This window comes from Kitasatospora sp. NPDC088742 (genome assembly GCF_055584905.1).
Map to the genome: position 1 here is coordinate 39,042 of NZ_JBVJLD010000013.1, position 19,340 is coordinate 58,381.

A 19,340-nucleotide genomic window follows, 5' to 3' on the forward strand; every position below is an offset into this window, starting at 1 on the left:
CTGCCCCGGAGTGTCGGCGGGGAGTGCGAGACTGGGCCGCACCATGAACGTCTCGATCCAAGGGCAGGCGGAGCCGGTCGCGCGGCGGCTCCGTGAACTGCGCGGCCCGGCGCCGCAGCGCAGCCTCGACGCCCGGGCGCTGGCCGCGCTCGCGGCCAATCCGGGGTGTCGGCGGCGGGCTGTGCTCGATGCGGCGGGGGTGGACAAGCGGGCGGTGGCGGAGCGGTTGGGGCGGCCGGCGCCGTTCGGGCAGTCGCCGTTCGCGATCACCCGGGGGAACGTCTTCGAGGCCCGTCTCAAGGACGACGGCTACGCCGCGCTGCTGGCACCGCTGCGGGCCAGGCTCGGGCTGCCGCCCGAGGGGAGCCCGCTGAACGTCCCCGACCTGCTGCCGCGCTCCGCCCCGGCCACCCGGGCGGACCGGACCCGCCAGGTGCTGGCCGAGGCGGCGGACCTGGACGGCTGGACGCTGCTGGACCACCCGATGCTCCGCCTCACCGTGGCCGGCACCCCCGCCTACCTGGAGCCGGACGCGGTGCTGGTGCACGGCGGCCGCTGCACGGTGGTGGAGATCAAGTCCTTCCCGGTGATCGACGGCGCCGCCGATCCGGCCAAGGTCGGCGCGGCCGCCCGCCAGGCGGCGGTGTACGTGCTGGCGCTGCAGCAGACGGCCGCCGAGCTGGCGGGCGTGACGGTGGAGCAGTCCCCGTACGCGCAGCAGGATTTGCCCGGCTCGCCGGAGCCGAGCGTGCTGCTGGTCTGCCCGAAGGACTTCTCCAACCGGCCGACCGCGAGCAGCGTGGACGTCCGCCGCGAGCTCTCGGTGACCAGGCGTCAGCTGGCCCGGCTGACCAGGATCGAGGAGCTGCTGGACGCGCTCCCGCCCGGCACCAGCTTCGACCTGGCGCCGGACCGGGCCGGGGTGCCGACCAGGCCGGCGGCCGAGCTGGGCAGCGCGGTGGAGGCGGTGCCGGCCAGTTACGGCCCGGACTGCCTGGCTGCCTGCGAGTTGGGCTTCCTCTGCCGGGCGCAGGCCCGCGGCTCGGGTGCGGTGGAGCAGATCGGCCGGGGCGTACGGGGCGAGTTGGGCACCCTGCGCACGGTGGAGGAGGCCCTCGCGGCCGCCGAGAAGGGCAGCCCGGACGGCACCGACGAGGCGGCCGCCAGGCTGGCGCACGCCGCCGCGCTCCGCGCCGAGGCGCTGTGCGCGGCCGGGGCGGGCACGAGCACGAGGGTGTCCCGGTGAGCCTGTTGGACACCCTGGCCCGGCTGGAGGCCGTCCGCAGCGGCCATGCCGAGCCGCTCGCCACCGTCCGGCACCGGCACCTGTCGGAGCGTCCGATGGTGCTGGTGCCGCTGGCCACCGCCGGTGAGGCGGGGGCGCCGCTGGCGGTGCTGCTGGGCACCGACCGGGAGCGGCCCCGGCTGCTGCTGGTGCCGCAGCCGCTCAACCGGGACATGCGCTTCGCGTTCCTGGCCGGCTTCGCGGCCGAGCTGCTGCCGTACCTGGAGTCGTACGCCGGTGAGGTCGAGCTGGTCGAGCGGACCGAGAAGGACCCGGAGACCGGCGAGAAGACCCAGTCCTTCCGCGAACTCTGCGCTGACGCACCGCAGTTGATCGTGCCGAACTCGGGTGCGGTGCAGCACCTGGCGCTGATCGGCCGCTCCACCCGGTTCCGCCGGACGGCCTCCGACCCCGATCCGGGCCCGTACCCCGCGCCGACCCAGGTGCCGCTGCTGGGCCGCTGGCTGACGCACTTCACCGAGCGGGCCCAGGTGCCCGGCTCTTCGCTGCTGCTGTCGGCCACCCAGCTGCTGGCCCGGCACTGGGCGACCGGCCAGAGCCTGCTGGAGGACCAGCACCTCGGCGCCCGGCTGGCCTGGCACGGGCCGCCGGCCGGGACGTCCGGTGCCGAGCTGGCCGAGCGGGTGGAGACCGAGCGGGACGCCCGGGGCGTGCCGGTGCACCCGCCGGCCGGGCCGGCCACCGATCCGGTCTTCGACGCCAAGGTGCTCGCCCCGGCGATCGCCCGGTACGACCGGGCGCTCGCCGCACCGGCCCACCGGGACGGCCCGGAGGCGCGGTCGGCGCTCGAGCGGGCCACCGAGGAGCTGCACACGGTGCTGCTCGGCGCCACCCTCCCCACCTGGCACGACGTCTGGCGCGGCCTGGACCTGCTGCGCGAGCTGCCCCCGGCGGCCCATCTGACGGAGCGTTGGGAGAGCGACCGCTGGTCCTTCACCAACCACCGGGACAGGCTGGCGGCCGGCGAGCCGCCGCAGCCCAAGCAGGACGACGCGGTCACCGCCGCCCGCAAGCTGGCCCAGCGGGAGCGCGAGCAGGCCAAGGTGGACGTACAGGAGGCGCTGGACGACCCGCTGGCGATGGCCGGGCACCGGCTCTCCGGCGAGGCGTTCAGCGGCGAGGTGGTCGAGGTGGTCCCGGAGTACGCCACCGTGGGCAAGACGCTGAAGCCCCGCCCCCTGCTGGTGCTGCGCACCACCGACCGGCCGCACGCCGACGTGGGCCGCGAGGTGCACCGGGCGAACGGGCCCGCGGCCCAGAAGGCGGAGATCGTGGCGGCGGCCGAGGGCAGCGTCACCGTCCGGGTGCTGAACGGGATGGGCCGGAAGAAGGAGCCCGAGCCGGGCAGCCTTCCCGAGCCGGGCGAGCGGGTCACCTTCACGCTCTTCGAGCTGACCGCCCGTCAGTCCGCCCCGCTCCCCGAGCCGGAGGACACCCCGTGGACGCACGGCGGCCCGCCCGGCGGCAGTGCCGACCCCGTGCCTACCGCGAGCGAAGAGTGGGAATGACCACCAGCATGACCATCGACCTTCCGGCTCCCGCGGCGGAGGCCCCTGCCGCCGTCACCGATCCGGGCGCCGCCGCCGACTCCGCCGTGGCGGCGATCCTGGCCGCCACCGTCACCCCCGCCCCCGGCGGGCCGCGGGGCGTGGTGGTGGACTCCCCGCCCGGTGCGGGGAAGTCGACGCTGGTGGTCCGGGCCGCCAAGGACCTGGTCGCCGCCGGTGAGCGGCTGATGATCGTGGCCCAGACGAACGGTCAGGTGGACGACCTGGTCGGCCGGTTGGCGGAGAAGGCACCGGAGCTGACGATCGGCCGGCTGCACGCGAGCGACGCCAAGCCCGGCCCGGAGCTGGCGGCGCTGGAGAACGTGACGGCCTCCTCGAAGGTGGCGGAGCTGCTGGAGCAGGACGTGGTGATCTCCACCGCCGCCAAGTGGCAGTGGGTGAAGGCGGAGCAGCCCTGGCGGCACGCGATCGTGGACGAGGCGTACCAGATGCGCTCGGACGCGCTGCTGGCCGTCGCCGGCCTGTTCGAGCGGGCGCTGTTCGTCGGCGACCCGGGCCAGCTGGACCCGTTCACGGTGGTCGGCACCGACCAGTGGGCGGGCCTGTCGTACGACCCGTCGAGCAGCGCGGTGGTGACCCTGCTGGCGCACAACCCGGCGATCCGCCCGCACCGGCTGCCGGTCTCCTGGCGGCTGCCGTACTCGGCGGCGCCGCTGATCTCCCAGGCCTTCTACCCCTACACCCCGTTCCGCTCGGGCACCGGCCCGGACGACCGGCGGCTGACCGCCGCCACCGCCGGGGACGGTTCGGCACTGGACGCCGCGGTGGACGAGGCCGCCGAGCACGGCTGGGCGCTGCTGGAGCTGCCCGCCCGGCACACCGTGCGGACCGACCCGCAGGCGGTGCAGGCCACCGCCGCGGTGGTGCACCGCCTGCTGACCAGGGGGCTGACGGCGCACTCGGAGCAGGGCTCGGCCCCGCTCACCCCGGACCGGGTCGCGGTCGGCACCGCGCACCGGGACCAGGCGGCGGCAGTACGGGCCGCGCTGGCGAAGCTCGGCGTGCCGGTGGACCACGCGGCCGGCCCGGCCGTCACGGTGGACACCGCCAACCGGCTGCAGGGCCGGGAGTACGACGTCACGGTGGTGCTGCACCCGCTCTCCGGCCGGCCGGACGCCACCGCCTTCCACCTGGAGACGGGCCGGCTCTGCGTGCTGGCCTCCCGGCACCGGCACGCCTGCATCGTGGTGGCCCGGGCGGGCATCCCCGAGCTGCTGGACGAGCACCCGTCCACCGAGCCGGTGCAGCTGGGCGTCACGATGAAGTTCCCGGACGGCTGGGAGGCCAACCACGCGGTGCTGGCCCTGCTGGCCGAGCACCGGGTCCGCCTCCGCTGAGCCCCGGCGGAAGGCAGCAGCGCGGGGGCGCACGGGAGGGGAATAGCAACCCGACGCGCACCGTTCCGCTACCGGCCGTCCCCGCGCGACAATGGGACGGCAGCCACCCACCACACCCCGGAGGTGTCCCACCATGCCCGACGCCGGTGCTTCCCGCCCCGACGCTGCCGACCTCGTCGCACCGGACGCTCCGCCAGCCGTGCCCGCGCCCGCCCGTCGGCTGCGCCCGGTCCAGCTGCTCTTCGAGCCGCAGGCCGACGAGCCCGAACCGGAACGGTTCTTCGACCTGGAGTCCATCGCCGACCCGGCCGAACTGCTGCGCCGGTCGACGGAGTTGACGCTGGCGTTCCGGACCGCCGCCGAGCGGGCCGCCGACTTCCAGGCGATCGCCGCGGCCCAGCTGGCGGACACCCGCCGCTTCGACGCGCTCTCCCCCGCCGACATCGCGGAGCGCGCGGACTGGACGCCTGACTACGCGACCAAGATGGTCGAGTACGGCCGCTCGCTGCTCCGCCGCCAGCAGTCCGGCGAGCACTGAGCCGAGCCGGGCGCTGAGCTGAGCCGGGTGCGCGGCCCCGACTTGCAGGCCGGTGGCATATGCGGCCGGGAAGGGTACGCCCCCACCCCGCCCGCTGTCCGGCGAACGCCGCATTCCCTCCGTACGGCGACCGCCCCGCGCCATCCTGCTGTGCGTGGACATCTGGACGTATCAATCCGTGGAGTACGTCACGGCCGCCGGCGAGGCCTGGCTGGCCACGGCGAGCGAGTACCCGCGCAGCATGCGTGCCCTGTGGGAGTCCCGCCCCTGGGCCCCGACGGTGCTGCCCTGCGGCCGTGCCTTCGACGTGATCAGCATGCCGGCCCTGTTCGGCCGGACCGTGCTGGACGAACTCTGGGCCTCCGGCCCGGGCTGCGGCCCGGTGGCCTCGTACCGGGGCCGGACCCTGCTGTTCGTGCAGCCCGGGGCCGCGCCCCGGCTGCGCACCCTGCTGGCCTGGGAGGAGTGGGCCCGCGAGGTGCCGCCGCTGCTCTGCCACGGGCTGGGGGACGCGGTGACGGTGCCGCCGATCCAGCGCATGCTCGACGCACCGGCCTCCCCCGGGCAGGGCGCGGGCCGGTGGATGGTGGCGCCGGACTCCCGGGAGCCGTGGCTGCCGGGGGCGGCCACCGTGCTCTGGGCCTGCGTCCGGGCCTCGCGGGTGCGGGGGGCCGCGCAGGCGGACGAGGGGTGAATTGGATTTTGGTTCCGCCCGAACACGCTGCTAAGGTTTTCCACGTCAGCAGGCGCCGCTAGCTCAGTTGGTTAGAGCAGCTGACTCTTAATCAGCGGGTCCGGGGTTCGAGTCCCTGGCGGCGCACAGACAGCAGAAGGCCTCCCATCTTCGGATGGGGGGCCTTCTCGCATGTGGTCACACCGGGGCCGCGGGGCACCTGCAACCGACCCACCGTGGGCCAGTTGCAGGTGCTGCCTCAGGCGTCAGCGGCCGCGCAGGGAGCGGTACTTGGCGACCAGTCCGGCGGTGGAGCTGTCCAGCTGGTCGGTGCCCTCGCCGGTCAGCAGCACGGGCTCGATCTTCTTGGCGAGCACCTTGCCGAGCTCGACGCCCCACTGGTCGAAGGAGTCGATGTTCCAGACCGCACCCTGGACGAAGACCTTGTGCTCGTAGAGCGCGACCAGCTGGCCGAGCACCGAGGGGGTGAGCTCGCCGGCCAGCAGGGTGGTGGTCGGGTGGTTGCCCTGGAAGGTCTTGTGCGGGACCAGCTCGGCCGGGACCCCCTCGGCGGCGACCTCCTCCGGGGTCTTGCCGAAGGCCAGCGCCTGGGTCTGGGCGAAGAAGTTGGCCATCAGCAGGTCGTGCTGGGCGGCGGTCGCGCCGGAGAGCTCGGCGACCGGACGGGCGAAGCCGATGAAGTCGGCCGGGATCACCTTGGTGCCCTGGTGCAGCAGCTGGTAGTAGGCGTGCTGGCCGTTGGTGCCGGGGGTGCCCCAGACCACCGGGCCGGTCTGCCAGGTGACCGGGTTGCCCTCGCGGTCCACCGACTTGCCGTTGGACTCCATGTCGAGCTGCTGGAGGTAGGCGGTGAAGCGGGAGAGGTAGTGCGAGTAGGGCAGCACCGCGTGCGCCTGGGCGTCGAAGAACGCGCCGTACCAGACGCCCAGCAGGCCGAGCAGCAGCGGGACGTTCTCGGCGGCGGGGGCGGTCCGGAAGTGCTCGTCGACCAGGTGGAAGCCGTCCAGCATCTGTCGGAAGTTCTCCGGGCCGATGGCGATCATCAGCGAGAGGCCGATGGCCGAGTCGTAGGAGTAGCGGCCGCCGACCCAGTCCCAGAACTCGAACATGTTCGCCACGTCGATGCCGAAGTCGGCGACCCCGGCGGCGTTGGTGGAGAGCGCCACGAAGTGCTTGGCCACGGCCTCCTGGCCGGCGCCGAGCTGCTCCAGCAGCCAGCCGCGGGCCGAGGTGGCGTTGGTGACGGTCTCGATCGTGGTGAACGTCTTGGAGGCCACGATGAAGAGGGTCTCGGCGGCGTCCAGGTCGCGGACCGCCTCGTGCAGGTCGGCGCCGTCCACGTTGGAGACGAAACGGACCGTCAGATCGCGCTGGGTGAACGGGCGGAGCACCTCGTAGGCCATCGCCGGGCCGAGGTCGGAGCCGCCGATGCCGATGTTGACCACGTTCTTGATCCGCTTGCCGGTGTGGCCGGTCCACTCGCCGGAGCGGACCCGGTCGGAGAAGGCGGCCATCCTGTCCAGCACCGCGTGCACGGCCGGGACGACGTTCTCGCCGTCCACCAGGACCTCGGCGCCGCGCGGGGCGCGCAGCGCGGTGTGCAGGACGGCCCGGTCCTCGGTGGTGTTGATCTTCTCGCCGCGGAACATCGCGTCGCGCAGCCCGGCCACGTCGGTGGCCTCGGCCAGCTCCCGCAGCAGCTCCAGGGCCCGGTCGTCGACCAGCTGCTTCGAGTAGTCCACCAGCAGGTCGCCGACGGTCAGGGTGTAGCCCGAGCCGCGCTCCGGGTCGGCGGCGAACAGCTCGCGCAGGTGCGTCTGACCGAACTCCTCCCGGTGCTTGGCCAGCGCCGTCCACTGCGGCAGCCGGTCCAGGGGGGTGCGGTTCTGCGCCGTCATCGCTTGCTCCTTGAGTATCCGGATCTCGGTTACCGGCAGGGCCCTGCGAGAGGGTGGCGCGAGGTCCGACGGTAGCTCTGTGGTGCGCCGACTCCGTTGACGGCCTGCCCGGGTCAGCCTACTTCGCGCGACGGTCCGTCAGGTGACGCGCCACTGGCCGGGACGCATACTCCGCCACCTCCCGGCGTGTACCCACTTCCGTCTAGTGCCGTGCACGGCACTAGGTCCTTCGGGAGCGCAGGTCCAGACGGCGCATCACCTGGTCGGCGATCTCCGGGTCGCCGCCCGGCTCGCCCCGGGCCACCAGGACCTCGCGGCGGGAGGCGGCGATCATCTCCTGCTCCAGGTCGGCGGCGGAGCGCAGCTGGTCCCAGCGCTCGCGGGCCTCGGCAGCCTCCTCCTCGGCGTAGCGCTCGGGGCAGAGCCGGGCCAGCCGGTCGTGCTGGCGCTCCCTCAGCACCTCGACCACCTCGGGCTGGAGGTCGCGCTCCTCCTCCAGTTCGCCGAGCCGGACGAGTCCGGCCTTGGCGGCCCGCCACCACATGTGCTTGACGGCCTCCTCGTGCTCGTCCGTGCCGCCGCCGAGGCCGAGCACCCGGACCATCAGAGGGAGCGTCAGGCCCTGGACCAGCAGGGTGAAGAGGACCACCGCGAAGGCGCAGATGACGATCTCGTTCCGGCCCGGGAAGTCGCGCGGGATGGCGAGCGCGAGGGCCACGGTGGCAACCCCGCGCATCCCGGACCACCAGAGCACCACCGTCTCGCCGACGCTGACCGGGGTGTCCTCGTCCGCGTTGCTGACCCGTCTGGAGATCCAGGCGGCGGGCAGCAGCCAGGCCAGCCGCACCAGCACCACGGCGGCGATCACCCAAGTGGCGTCGCCGAGCATGCCGCGCCAGGCGCCGCCGACCTCGTCCAGCAGCGGGGCCAGCTCCAGTCCGATCAGGCCGAAGGCCACGCCGGTGACCAGGATCTCGACGATCTGCCAGAACGCGTTGCCGACCAGCCGGTACGCGACGTCGTCGGCGTCCTGGGCCCGGTCCGCCAGGTAGAGGGCGCAGACCACCACCGAGAGCACGCCGGAGCCGTGCAGTTCCTCGGCCAGCACGTACGCGGCGAACGGCACCAGCAGGTTGAGCGCGACCTGCTGGGTGGGGTCGTCGAGCATCCCGGCCAGCCTGGCGTTCAGCCAGCCGAGCCCGGCGCCGACCACCACCGCGACCACGGCCGAGAGCACGAAGCGCAGCCCGATCCCCTCGGCGGAGAGGTGGCCCTCGGTCACCGCCTCGATCGCCAGTGAGTAGATGACGATCGCGGTGACGTCGTTGAACAGGCCCTCGCTCTCCAGCACCGCGACCAGCCGCCGGGGCAGCCCGACGCTGCCGGCCACCGCGACCGCGGCCACCGGGTCGGGCGGGGAGACCAGCGCGCCGAGCGCGATGGCGGCGGCCACCGGCAGGCCGGGCAGCAGCCAGTGGAAGGTGCCCGCGACCACCGTGGTGGTGACCACCACCAGGCCGACCGCGAGCAGCAGGATGGAGCGGGCGTTGGCCTTGAAGTAGCGCACCGAGGAGCGCCGGGCGACGGCGAAGATCAGCGGCGGCAGCACCAGCGGGAGGATCAGCTCCGGGTTGACCTCGATGTCCGGGATCTGCGGCACCAGGGCGAGCACGATGCCGATCCCGGTCATCAGCACCGGCTGCGGCACCCGGGTGATCCGGGCCAGCGGGATGGTCACCACCGAGGCGAGCAGCACCAGGAAGAGCAGGCTGAGCTGTCCCACGGGGGTGGCGTCCTCTCGGGCGGGCGACGGGTCGCCGCTCAGCATAAATCTGACAGTGCGACAGGCGCGCGCGGCGCGCCCCTCGGCCGGGGCTTGACTTCAAGTCCGCTTCATCTCCGAGAGTGGCTCCTGACGGACCGTCCGTCCGGAGGGGAGACACGCACATGCTGGCGACACTGTTCCGCGAGCCCGGTGGACCCGAGGTGCTGGAGGTGACCGAGCTGCCGGTGCCCGAGCCCGCGCCCGGCGAGGTGCTGGTGCGGGTGCTGGCCGCCGGCATCCAGCCGGCCGACACCGCCATCCGCTCGGGCTGGGCGCCCCGGGGCCTGACGGTCGAGTACCCGGCCACGCCGGGCAACGAGTTCGCGGGCGTGGTGACGCGGCTCGGCGCGGGCGTCACCGGCTGGTCGGCCGGGGACGAGGTGCTGGGCTTCCGGCTGCTGGGCGGCCACGCCCAGTACGTGGCGGTGCCGGCCGAGCAGCTGGTGGCCAAGCCGGCCGGGATGGGCTGGGCGGAGGCCGGCTCGCTCTCCGCCTCCGGGCAGACCGCCCACGTGGCGCTCTCCGGGCTCGGGGTCACCGAGGGCGACACCGTCCTGATCCACGCGGCGGCCGGCGGGGTCGGCTCGGTCGCCGTCCAGCTGGCCCGCGCCTGGGGCGCCACCGTGATCGGCACCGCGAGCGAGCCCAATCACGACTACCTGCGGTCGCTCGGCGCGATCCCCGTCACCTACGGGGACGGCCTGGCCGACCGGGTCCGCGCCGTCGCCCCGGACGGAGTGGACGCCGCCTTCGACGCGGCCGGGCGCGGCGCCCTCGAACCCTCCCTGGAACTGGTCGCCGACCGCTCCCGGATCGGCACCATCGCCGACCCGGCCGCCGAGGGCCTGGGCGTCCGCTGGCTCTACGGCCCCCGGTCCGCCGCCCGCCTCGCCGAACTCACCGCCCTCTGGGAGGAGGGCTGCCTGCGGCTCACCGTCTCGGCCTCCTTCCCGCTCTCCCGGGCGGTCGAGGCCCACCGCCTGGTGGAGGCCGGGCACGTCCGCGGCAAGGCGGTCATCCTCCCCTGGGGGGAGTGAATTTCCGATCCGGGCTGCTGACCGGGTAATGTTCTCTTCGTCAGCAGGCGCCGCTAGCTCAGTTGGTTAGAGCAGCTGACTCTTAATCAGCGGGTCCGGGGTTCGAGTCCCTGGCGGCGCACAGACAGACGCAAGGCCCTTCACTCAGGTGAGGGGCCTTCCGTCGTCTTCAGGCTGCTCTGCAGCTGACCTGTGCTCAGCAGACCGGACCGCCAGCCTCAGCACAAGCCACCACAACCCATACAAGATGGCTGCGTTGAACAACACGAAGGCCGAGGCTGACCCGATTCGATCTCCCCAGGCTCGGGTCGGATCCGTCAGTATGTCCGGCAGGACGCCGGTGACCACGATCAACCAGAAGTAGAAGACAACCCGCACCGCGGATGCGCTCCACGACCGCAACGGGACTAGAAGCACCGCTTTGCGGAGCCTGCGCGCCAACGGGGCCCTCGCCACCGGATCAGTTGCTCGGGGCCCAACAGCATGGATCTGTCGAAAGACCATTTCCAGGGAGCGTGCGGCCTGGCCGTGCAACACGTCGGGCCGAGCACCTGGACGCACCTCACCGTATGCCTTGACCCATTCGACTAGGAAGCCTGCGTAGAGCTGCGCCTCCTCGATCTGTTTACGGCGACGCAGCTCTGCGCTGTGGCGGGTGCGCCACTCCCCACTCCATCCGATCAACAGAGCAACGACCGGAGTGAGTGCTGCAATCAGGAGATCTCTCAGGACTTCCATCGGGCCCTCCGCCGACGGTCCCCCTAGAAACGTTACGACTCACCTGCCGAGGGTGCAGGGTTACCCAGCATCAGCCGGGTCCCCCTGCCACCTCATCCGCTCGGGCTCACGGCCAGTAGCTGTCGAAGTTCTTGGAGAACTCGCGGGTGCCGTTGTACTGGTCCCAGTTGATGGACCAGGTCATCAGGCCGCGGAGGTCGGGCTGGGGGCCGCTCCGGGGGACGTAGCTGCCGCAGTTGGTGGCCTTGGTGAGGCAGTCGAGGGCCTTGTTGACCTCGGCCGGGGCGACGTAGCCGTTGCCGGCGTAGGTGTTGGCGGGCATGCCGATGGCGACCTGGGAGGGGGCCAGCGGCGGGAAGACGTTGTTGGCGTTGCCCGCGACCGGGAAGCCCTTGAGCAGCAGGTCGGTCATCGCGACGTGGAAGTCGGCGCCGCCCATGGAGTGGTACTGGTTGTCCAGGCCCATGATCGAGCCCGAGTTGTAGTCCTGGACGTGCAGCAGGGTGAGGTCGCCCCGCATGGCGTGGATGACGGGCAGGTAGGCGCCGGCGCGCGGGTCCTGGCCGCCCCAGGGGCCGGAGCCGTAGTACTGGTAGCCCAGCTGGACGAAGAAGGTCTCCGGGGCCATGGTCAGCACGAAGTCCTTGCCGTACCTGGCCTTGAGGGTCTTCAGTGCGGAGATGAGGTTCACCACGACGGGCGTGGTGGGGTTCTTGAAGTCGTTGTCCCCGGTGGCCAGCGAGAGCGAGTGGCCCTCGAAGTCGATGTCGAGGCCGTTCAGGCCCCACCTGTCGATGATGGCCGAGACCGAGCTGACGAAGGCGTCGCGGGCGGCGGTGGTGGTGAGCTGCACCTGGCCGTTCTGGCCGCCGATCGAGATCAGGACCTTCTTGCCCTTGGCCTGCTTCGCGGCGATGGCCGCCTTGAAGTCGGCGTCCGACTCGACGCCGGGGCACTCGCTGACCGGGCAGCGGTTGAACCGGATGTAGCCGGAGGTCACCGAGGTGGGCTCGCCGAAGGAGAGGTTGATGACGTCCCAGGAGTCCGGGATGTCGGCGACCTTGGTGTAGCCGGCGCCGTTGGCGAAGCTGGCGTGCAGGTAGCCGACGAGCGCGTGCTTGGGCAGGCCGCCGGGCGGCGGGGCGGTCGGCGAGGAGGAGGTGGACGGGGAGGGGGAGGGCGAGGCGCTGGCCGACGGGGACGGGGACGGGGAGACCGAGACGGACGGGCTGGGGCTCGGGCTCGGGGCGCCGGGGCCGTCCAGGGAGAGGTCGTCGGCGTAGTAGGTGCCCTGGCCGTACCAGCCGTGGGTGTAGACGGTGGCGCTGGTCTGGCTCGCGCCGGTGGTGAAGCTGACCGAGAGCTTCTGGTAGGCACCGCCGGTGCCCGGCGTCCAGGTGGAGGCGGTGGTGCCGCCCTCCACGCCGAGGTAGACGTACGAGCCCTTGACCCAGCCGGTCAGCTGGTACGTGGTGTTCGGCGCGACCTGGACGGTCTGCGCGCACTTGGCGATGTCGCCGGCCGAGGTGGCGCCGGCCAGGGCCGAAGTGCCGGTCCGGGCCTGGTTGGTGACGCTTCCGAGGCCGGACGAGCAGGTCCAGGGGGAGAGGTTCCCGGACTCGAAGCCGCCGTTGGCCAGGTACTCGCCCGCGCTCGCGGACGGTGCCAGGGAGAAGGTGAGGGCGACGGCTCCGGCCGCCGCGGTGGCCCAGGCGGTCGCTCCGGCGACCAGCCTTCTGGTGGTACGGGGAGTGCGCATGTGGGGGACGCTCCTGCCTCGTTCTGTGGGGGTGTCCAAGTCGGTGCGGGGGAGCCAGAATTGGACTGGACCACTGAAGCGGCTCGGCCGCCCGGGTGTCAATGGGTTCCGACCGGGCAGCGCCCGGCAGCGCAGGCCTTCGGGTTGCGGCCCCGGAGGGGCCACCGTTGCATGAGAGGCATGACCGCCGCCGGATACCTCCGCTACCCCCACCTGCGCGGCGGCCTGCTCACCTTCACCGCCGAGGACGACGTCTGGGCCGCCCCGTTGGCGGCGGACGGGGAGGTCGGCCGGGCCTGGCGGGTGAGCTGTGACCGGACCAGGGTGAGCAGTCCCCGGCTCTCGCCGGACGGCGCGACCATCGCCTGGACCAGCTGGCTGACCCTCACCCCCGAGGTGTGGAGCACCCCTTCGGCCGGTGGCGAGCCGGCCACCCGGCTGACGCACTGGGCCAGTCAGGACACCCGGCTGCGCGGCTGGCTGCCGGACGGGGAGCTGCTCGCGGTGACCTCGTACCACGAGCCCTTCGCCCACTACACCTGGGCCTGGGCGCTCCCGCCGGACGGCTCCCCCGGCCGCCGGATGCCCTGGGGCCCGGTCGGCGACGCGCAGCAGGACGGCGAGCACACGGTGCTGCTGACGGCCACCGCCCCGCACGAGCCGGCCGCCTGGAAGCGGTACCGGGGCGGGGCCACCGGGCGGCTCTGGCTGGGGAACCGTCAGCTGCTGCCCGAGCTGCCCGGGCACCTGGCCTCGCCGATGCCGATGGGCGACCGGATCGCCTTCCTCTCCGACCACGAGGGCGTCGGCAACCTCTACTCCTGCCGCATCGACGGCACCGGCCTGCGCCGCCACACCGACCACGCCACCTACTACGCCCGGGAGGCGGCCACCGACGGCACCCGGATCGTCTACCAACACGCCGGTGACCTCTGGCTGTTGGAGGACCTGGAGGCCCCGCACCCGCGCCGCCTCCAGGTGCCGCTGGGCGGTTCGCGGACCGGGCGCCGCCCCTACCAGGTGCCGACGGCGGGTCAGGTCAAGGACCTGGCCTGCGACGCCACCGGGCGGGCCGGCGTGCTGACGATCCGGGGCAGTCTGTACTGGCTGGCGCACCGGGACGGCCCGGCCCGGGTGCTGGCGGACACCCCGGGGGTGCGGGCCCGGCTGCCGGTGGTGCTCGGCGCGGAGGGGCGGATCGCCTGGATCACCGACGCGGAGGGCGCCGACGCGGTGGAGATCGCGCCCGCCCCTGCGAAGGGTGCGGCGGAGGGCCCGAACCGGCGGCTGGCCGGCGGGCGGCTGGGGCGGGTGCTGGAGCTGACCGGTTCGCCGGACGGCCGCACCCTGGCGGTGGTCGCCTCGGACGGGCGGCTGCTGCTGGTCTCGGTGGCGGACGGCACCGTCACCGAGGTGGCCGCCTCGCGGCACGGGCCGGTCGGCACGCCCGCGTTCTCCCCCGACTCGCAGTGGCTGGCCTGGGCGCAGCCGGTGGCGGGCCGTTCGCTGCGCTCGATCCAGCTGGCCCGGGTCGCGGACCCCGAGCACACCGTGGACGTGACCGGCGGCCGGTTCGAGGACGAGCACCCGGTCTTCACCCGGGACGGCCGCTTCCTGGTCTTCCTGTCCTGGCGCGGCTTCGACCCGGTGCACGACGTGCACACCGGGGACCTCTCCTTCCCGCTGGGCTGCCGCCCGTACCTGGTGCCGCTGGCGGCCGACACCCCGTCACCGTTCGCCGCCCCGGCCGAGGGCCGCCCGCCGGTGGGGCTGGATCCGGAGCGGAGCAGCGGGGACGGCACGGTGACGGTGGACGAGCAGGGGCTCTCCACTCGGCTGGTGCCGTTCCCGGTGACCGCGTCGAAGTACTCGGCCACCGCCTCGGCCCGGGGCGGGGTGCTCTGGCTGCGCTGGCCGATCGCGGGCGCGCTGGGGCAGACCTTCGCCAACCCGGCCGACACCTCGGGCCGCCCGGTGCTGGAGTACTTCGACCTGGCGCACGGCACCCGGGCCACGGTGGCCGAGCAGGTCGAGGGGTACTCGGTCTCCGGGGACGGCCGGTCCGTGCTGGTGTTCTCCAACTCCACCCTGCGACTGCTCCAACTCCCGTCGGGCAGCCAGCCGTTGACGGTCGACCTGCGTCGGATCACGCACACCGTGCACCCGGCCGAGGAGTGGCGGCAGTCCTTCCGGGAGGCGGCCCGGATCGTGCCGGACCAGTTCTGGGACGAGGGCATGTGCGGGCTGGACTGGCCCCAACTGGTCGAGCAGTACGCCCCGCTGGTCGACCGGGTGGCCACCCCGGACGACTTCGCCGACCTGCTCCGGGAGCTGCTCGGCGAGCTCGGCACCTCGCACGCGTACGTCACCGCCGCCCGCCGCAGCGAGGGCGCCATCCTCGCCCAGCAGCCGATGGGCCTGCTCGGCGCCGACATCCGCCGGGCCGCCGACGGCCGCTGGCTGGTCCACCGCATCCTGCCCGGCGAGTCCTCCGACCCGCGCGCCCGGGCCCCGCTGGCGGGCTACGGGCTGCGCGACGGCGACGAGTTCACCGCCGTCGGCGGCCGGGCCCCCGATCCGGTGCGCGGCCCGGCCCCGCTGCTGGCCGGGGCCGGGAACACCACCGTGGAGCTGACCTTCCGCACCGCCGCCGACGGCTCCGAGCGCCGGATCGCGGTCACCCCGCTGACCGACGAGCGGCCGATCCGCTACCAGGACTGGGTGGCCAAACGGCGTGAGCTGGTACGGGAGTTGAGCGACGGACGGTGCGGCTACCTGCACATCCCGGACCTCGGCGGCTCGGGCTGGGCCCAGTTCAACCGCGACCTGCGGCGCGAACTCGACCATCCGGCGGTCGTGTTGGACGTGCGGGGGAACGCCGGCGGGAACGTCTCCGAGCTGGTGCTGGAGAAGCTGAACCGCCGGGTGCTGGCCTGGGACCACGCGCGCGGGCGGCTCCCCGTCCGCTACCCCCGGGACGCGCCGCGCGGGCCGCTGGTGGCGCTGGCCGACCACGCGACCAGCTCGGACGGGGACGTGATCATCGCCGCGATCCGGCTGCTGGGCCTCGGGCCGGTGGTCGGGACCCGGACCTGGGGCGGGGTGGTCGGCATGACCGGGCGTCACACGCTGGGGGACGGGACGCAGATCTCGGTGCCGAAGAACGCCTCGTGGTTCACCGGCGGCATCGGGTGGTCGGTGGAGAACCACGGGGTGGCGCCGGACGTCACGGTGGTGCGGGGCCCCCACGAGTGGGCGGCGCACCTGCACACGGAACTCGAGACCGCCGTCCGGCTGGCCCTCGACCTGCTGGCCGAACACCCGGCCGCCGCACCCCCACCACCGGACACCCCACGCCCCGACCTCCGCCGCCCACCGCTTCCCCCTCGCTAGCCGGGGGTGCGAGGAACGTACGTGGTGATGCCAGGGGCGCGAGGAACTGCGCGCAGGGGAACGGCAGCACGTGCAACTGGCTGACGGAGCCTCGGTTGCAGATGAGCCGCCTTCCGATTCGCGCAGTTCCTCGCGCCCCTGAGGTCGCTGCCCGGCGGGCGTCAGCCGCTCAGTCCCAGGGGTCGCCTTCGGCGGTCATCTGGTCGGCGGCGCGGCGGTCGTCGTCGGTGGATTCGATCCGCTCCATCGCGGAGCGCTGGGGGGTGTCGGCGAACGCGTCGGCCGCCTCGTCGTGGGCGATCCGCTGGCGCTCGTTCGGGTCCAGGGTGTCCTGGGCCTTGTGCCGGAACCTGTCCAAGATGCCCATGCTGTCCTCCTCGGGTCGGTCCGCACTGCCACCGTACGCCGCCACCTGCCCGAACGACTCCCGGAGATGGAGCCCTTGGTCCCGCGGAAGAACGATCCAAGGCCCGTAGCCCACTGATCATCCCCAGACGGAGGGTGGAGCTGTCAGCCGCCTCCGGCAGCGCCGCCGGGGCCGCCACGCAGCACTCGTCCCCCGAGGTGAGCGAGATGACCCGCCAGAAGTCCGCAGCGACCGAGACCCCTGCTCCGTCCGAGGCCGCCACGGCGGTCGACATCCTGGTGACCAACGGTCAGGAGGCCCTGCGGGAGTACGCGGGCTTCACCCAGGAGCAGGTCGACCACATCGTGAAGAAGGCCTCGCTGGCGGCGCTGGCCGCGCACACCCGGCTGGCCGTGATGGCGGTGGAGGAGACCGGGCGCGGGGTGTTCGAGGACAAGGCCGTGAAGAACATCTTCGCGTGCGAGCACGTCACCCATTCGATGGCCGGCATGAAGACCGTCGGCGTGGTCCGCCGGGACGAGATCGACGGCATCGTGGAGATCGCCGAGCCGGTCGGCGTGGTCGCCGGCGTCACGCCCGTCACCAACCCGACCTCGACCACCATCTTCAAGGCGCTGGTGGCGCTGAAGACCCGCAACCCGATCGTCTTCGGCTTCCACCCGTCGGCCCAGCGGTGCTCCGCCGAGGCGGCCCGGATCGTCCGGGACGCGGCGGTCGCGGCCGGGGCGCCGGCCCACTGCGTGCAGTGGATCGAGCGGCCCTCGATGGAGGCCACCGGCGCCCTGATGAACCACCCGGGGGTGGCCACCATCCTGGCCACCGGCGGGAACGCGATGGTCAAGGCGGCGTACTCGTGCGGAAAGCCGGCCCTCGGGGTCGGGGCCGGGAACGTGCCCGCGTACATCGAGAAGAGCGCGGACCTGCGGCGGGCCGTCAACGACGTGGTGGTCTCCAAGTCCTTCGACAACGGCATGATCTGCGCCTCGGAGCAGGCGGTGATCCTCGACGAGGAGATCTACGGGCCGGCGATCGCCGAGTTCCGCGGGCTCAAGGCGTACGTGGCGACCGAGGCGGAGAAGGCACTGCTGGAGGCGTACGTCTTCGGCGTCGGCGAGGGGCGCGACTGCGCGGGCGCCAAGCTGAACGCGGCCGTGGTCGGCCGGTCCCCGGAGCAGATCGCCGAGGCGGCGGGCTTCGAGGTGCCGGCCGGGACCTCGGTGATCCTGGCCGAGGTGGGCTCGGTCGGGCCGCAGGAGCCGCTGACCCGGGAGAAGCTCTGCCCGGTGCTGGCGGTGCTGAAGGCGGGGAGCCGGGAGCAGGGGCTGAGGCTGGCCACCGAGATGGTGGAGTTCCACGGGCTGGGCCACTCGGCGGCCGTGCACACCGAGGACGAGGCCTTCGCCGAGGAGTTCGGACACGCCGTCAAGGCCTGCCGGGTGATCTGGAACGCGCCCAGCTCGCAGGGCGGGATCGGCGACGTCTACAACGCCTTCATACCCTCGCTGACCCTGGGTTGCGGCTCGTACGGGGCCAACTCGGTCTCCGGGAACGTGACCGCGCTCAACCTCGTCAACATCAAGCGGATCGGGCGTCGCAACACCAACATGCAGTGGTTCAAGGTCCCGCCGAAGGTCTTCTTCGAGCGCAACTCCGTCAAGTACCTGGCCGACATGCGCGGCGTCCGCAAGGTCGTCGTGGTCACCGACCGGACCATGGTGGAGATCGGGCACCTGGAGCGGGTCCAGCAGGTCCTGAGCCGCCGTCAGGAGCCGGTCGAGGTGCGGGTGGTCGACTTCGTCGAGCCCAACCCGAGCATCGAGACGGTGGAGAAGGGCGCCGAGCTGATGCGCGGCTTCCAGCCGGACACCATCGTCGCGCTCGGCGGTGGCTCGCCGATGGACGCGGCCAAGGTGATGTGGCTGATGTACGAGCACCCGGAGACGGTCTTCGCGGACCTGAAGGAGAAGTTCTTCGACATCCGCAAGCGCGCCTTCACCTTCCCCGACCTGGGTGAGAAGGCCAAGCTGGTCTGCATCCCGACCACCTCGGGCACCGGTTCGGAGGTCACCCCGTTCGCGGTGATCACCGACTCGGCCACCGGCCAGAAGTATCCGCTGGCGGACTACGCGCTCACCCCGAGCGTGGCGATCTGCGACCCGGCGCTGACCACGCACCTGCCGAAGGACGTCACCGCCGACTCCGGCTTCGACGCGCTGACGCACTGCATCGAGACCTACGTCTCGGTCTACGCCAACGACTTCACCGACGGCCTGGCCCTCCAGGGCATCAAGCTGATCTTCGAGAACCTGGAGCAGGCCGTCACCGACGGCCCGAACAGCCCCGTCGCCCGGGAGAAGATGCACAACGCCGGGACCATCGCCGGCATGGCCTTCGGCTCCGCCTTCCTCGGCGTGGTGCACGCGATGGCGCACACCCTGGGCGCGACCTTCCACGTCGCGCACGGCCGGACCAACGCGATCCTGCTGCCGCACGTGATCCGCTACAACGGCGCCGCCCCCGCCAAGGTGACCAGCTGGCCCAAGTACCGGGCCTACATCGCCCCGGAGCGCTTCCAGGCCGTCGCGCGGATGCTCGGCCTGCCGGCCGCGAGCCCGGAGCAGGGCGTGGAGTCGCTGGCGCAGGCGGTCGAGGAGCTGCGGGCCAAGGCCGGCATCCCGGACTCCTTCAAGGGAGCGGGAGTTGACGAGGCGTCGTTCCTGGCGGCGCTGCCGCGGCAGGCGATGTACGCCTACGAGGACCAGTGCGCCCCGGCCAACCCGCGGATGCCGATGCTGGCCGACATGGAGCAGCTGATGAGGCAGGCGTTCTACGGAGACCGTTTCTGAGGTCCAAGGTCCCTACGAATCAGGACTTTCCGAG

General features: G+C 72.9%; 13 protein-coding genes and 2 tRNA genes. 10 read left to right on the forward strand and 5 right to left on the reverse strand.

The features are described 5' to 3' along the window. Nucleotides 1-43: 43 nt before the first annotated feature. The 6 genes from ACZ6ZR_RS13210 to ACZ6ZR_RS13235 all read left to right on the forward strand — a co-directional run bounded on the left by ACZ6ZR_RS13210 (nucleotide 44) and on the right by ACZ6ZR_RS13235 (nucleotide 5,569). Nucleotides 44-1,246, forward strand: a complete 1,203-nt coding sequence (locus ACZ6ZR_RS13210; protein WP_465642187.1) for a hypothetical protein — start codon at nucleotides 44-46, stop codon at nucleotides 1,244-1,246. Next, on the forward strand, nucleotides 1,243-2,814 hold the full coding sequence (locus ACZ6ZR_RS13215) for a hypothetical protein (RefSeq protein ID WP_465642188.1): 1,572 nt from the start codon (nucleotides 1,243-1,245) through the stop codon (nucleotides 2,812-2,814). Before ACZ6ZR_RS13210 ends, ACZ6ZR_RS13215 begins: the two co-directional genes overlap by 4 nt. An 8-nt stretch (nucleotides 2,815-2,822) precedes the next feature. Next, nucleotides 2,823-4,211 carry an AAA domain-containing protein gene (locus ACZ6ZR_RS13220; RefSeq protein WP_465642281.1) on the forward strand — a complete coding sequence of 463 codons (1,389 nt, stop codon included), beginning with the start codon at nucleotides 2,823-2,825 and terminating at the stop codon, nucleotides 4,209-4,211. Nucleotides 4,212-4,344: 133 nt separating this feature from the next. Then, a complete protein-coding gene (locus ACZ6ZR_RS13225) occupies nucleotides 4,345-4,749 on the forward strand; it encodes a hypothetical protein (protein ID WP_465642189.1) in 405 nt (134 codons plus the stop codon). Between the two features lie 154 nt (nucleotides 4,750-4,903). Beyond that, on the forward strand, nucleotides 4,904-5,443 hold the full coding sequence (locus ACZ6ZR_RS13230) for a bifunctional DNA primase/polymerase (RefSeq protein ID WP_465642190.1): 540 nt from the start codon (nucleotides 4,904-4,906) through the stop codon (nucleotides 5,441-5,443). Nucleotides 5,444-5,495: 52 nt separating this feature from the next. Beyond that, nucleotides 5,496-5,569 (forward strand) — tRNA-Lys (locus ACZ6ZR_RS13235). A 119-nt stretch (nucleotides 5,570-5,688) separates the two neighbouring features. Here ACZ6ZR_RS13235 and pgi read toward each other — a convergent pair. Next, the gene (gene pgi / locus ACZ6ZR_RS13240) at nucleotides 5,689-7,341 is read right to left on the reverse strand and encodes a glucose-6-phosphate isomerase (RefSeq protein ID WP_465642191.1); all 1,653 of its coding nucleotides are present in this window, start codon (nucleotides 7,339-7,341) and stop codon (nucleotides 5,689-5,691) included. Nucleotides 7,342-7,561: 220 nt separating this feature from the next. Further along, nucleotides 7,562-9,124 (reverse strand): Na+/H+ antiporter, encoded by a 1,563-nt coding sequence (locus tag ACZ6ZR_RS13245; protein ID WP_465642192.1) that lies wholly within the window; start codon nucleotides 9,122-9,124, stop codon nucleotides 7,562-7,564. A 164-nt stretch (nucleotides 9,125-9,288) separates the two neighbouring features. Between ACZ6ZR_RS13245 and ACZ6ZR_RS13250 the strand changes: the two genes are divergently transcribed. After that, the gene (locus ACZ6ZR_RS13250; protein WP_465642193.1) at nucleotides 9,289-10,203 is read left to right on the forward strand and encodes an NADP-dependent oxidoreductase; all 915 of its coding nucleotides are present in this window, start codon (nucleotides 9,289-9,291) and stop codon (nucleotides 10,201-10,203) included. Between the two features lie 47 nt (nucleotides 10,204-10,250). After that, nucleotides 10,251-10,324, forward strand: a tRNA-Lys gene (locus ACZ6ZR_RS13255). 23 nt (nucleotides 10,325-10,347) lie between these two features. Here the strand turns inward: ACZ6ZR_RS13255 and ACZ6ZR_RS13260 are convergent. Continuing rightward, complete coding sequence (locus tag ACZ6ZR_RS13260; RefSeq protein WP_465642194.1) at nucleotides 10,348-10,941, reverse strand: hypothetical protein; 594 nt, start codon at nucleotides 10,939-10,941, stop codon at nucleotides 10,348-10,350. A 106-nt stretch (nucleotides 10,942-11,047) separates the two neighbouring features. Beyond that, entirely contained in the window at nucleotides 11,048-12,700 is a 1,653-nt protein-coding gene (locus ACZ6ZR_RS13265) for a chitinase (protein ID WP_465642195.1), read from the reverse strand. A gap of 180 nt (nucleotides 12,701-12,880) precedes the next feature. Here ACZ6ZR_RS13265 and ACZ6ZR_RS13270 point away from each other — a divergent pair, with 180 nt between their 5' ends. Beyond that, nucleotides 12,881-16,093 carry a S41 family peptidase gene (locus ACZ6ZR_RS13270; RefSeq protein ID WP_465642196.1) on the forward strand — a complete coding sequence of 1,071 codons (3,213 nt, stop codon included), beginning with the start codon at nucleotides 12,881-12,883 and terminating at the stop codon, nucleotides 16,091-16,093. 169 nt (nucleotides 16,094-16,262) lie between these two features. Here the strand turns inward: ACZ6ZR_RS13270 and ACZ6ZR_RS13275 are convergent, their stop codons facing one another. Beyond that, nucleotides 16,263-16,460 (reverse strand): hypothetical protein, encoded by a 198-nt coding sequence (locus tag ACZ6ZR_RS13275; RefSeq protein WP_465642197.1) that lies wholly within the window; start codon nucleotides 16,458-16,460, stop codon nucleotides 16,263-16,265. Nucleotides 16,461-16,666: 206 nt separating this feature from the next. Here ACZ6ZR_RS13275 and adhE point away from each other — a divergent pair, with 206 nt between their 5' ends. Continuing rightward, entirely contained in the window at nucleotides 16,667-19,306 is a 2,640-nt protein-coding gene (adhE, locus tag ACZ6ZR_RS13280) for a bifunctional acetaldehyde-CoA/alcohol dehydrogenase (protein ID WP_465642282.1), read from the forward strand. Nucleotides 19,307-19,340: the final 34 nt, after the last annotated feature.

What these genes read in the sequence shown, in the direction of transcription:
- ACZ6ZR_RS13265 (WP_465642195.1), bottom strand. Translation starts at nt 12,700, where the DNA reads ATGCGCACTCCCCGTACCACCAGAAGGCTGGTCGCCGGAGCGACCGCC.
- ACZ6ZR_RS13270 (WP_465642196.1), top strand. Translation starts at nt 12,881, where the DNA reads ATGACCGCCGCCGGATACCTCCGCTACCCCCACCTGCGCGGCGGCCTG.
- adhE (WP_465642282.1), top strand. Translation starts at nt 16,667, where the DNA reads ATGACCCGCCAGAAGTCCGCAGCGACCGAGACCCCTGCTCCGTCCGAG.
- ACZ6ZR_RS13250 (WP_465642193.1), top strand. Translation starts at nt 9,289, where the DNA reads ATGCTGGCGACACTGTTCCGCGAGCCCGGTGGACCCGAGGTGCTGGAG.
- ACZ6ZR_RS13225 (WP_465642189.1), top strand. Translation starts at nt 4,345, where the DNA reads ATGCCCGACGCCGGTGCTTCCCGCCCCGACGCTGCCGACCTCGTCGCA.
- ACZ6ZR_RS13260 (WP_465642194.1), bottom strand. Translation starts at nt 10,941, where the DNA reads ATGGAAGTCCTGAGAGATCTCCTGATTGCAGCACTCACTCCGGTCGTT.
- ACZ6ZR_RS13210 (WP_465642187.1), top strand. Translation starts at nt 44, where the DNA reads ATGAACGTCTCGATCCAAGGGCAGGCGGAGCCGGTCGCGCGGCGGCTC.
- ACZ6ZR_RS13275 (WP_465642197.1), bottom strand. Translation starts at nt 16,460, where the DNA reads ATGGGCATCTTGGACAGGTTCCGGCACAAGGCCCAGGACACCCTGGAC.
- pgi (WP_465642191.1), bottom strand. Translation starts at nt 7,341, where the DNA reads ATGACGGCGCAGAACCGCACCCCCCTGGACCGGCTGCCGCAGTGGACG.
- ACZ6ZR_RS13220 (WP_465642281.1), top strand. Translation starts at nt 2,823, where the DNA reads ATGACCATCGACCTTCCGGCTCCCGCGGCGGAGGCCCCTGCCGCCGTC.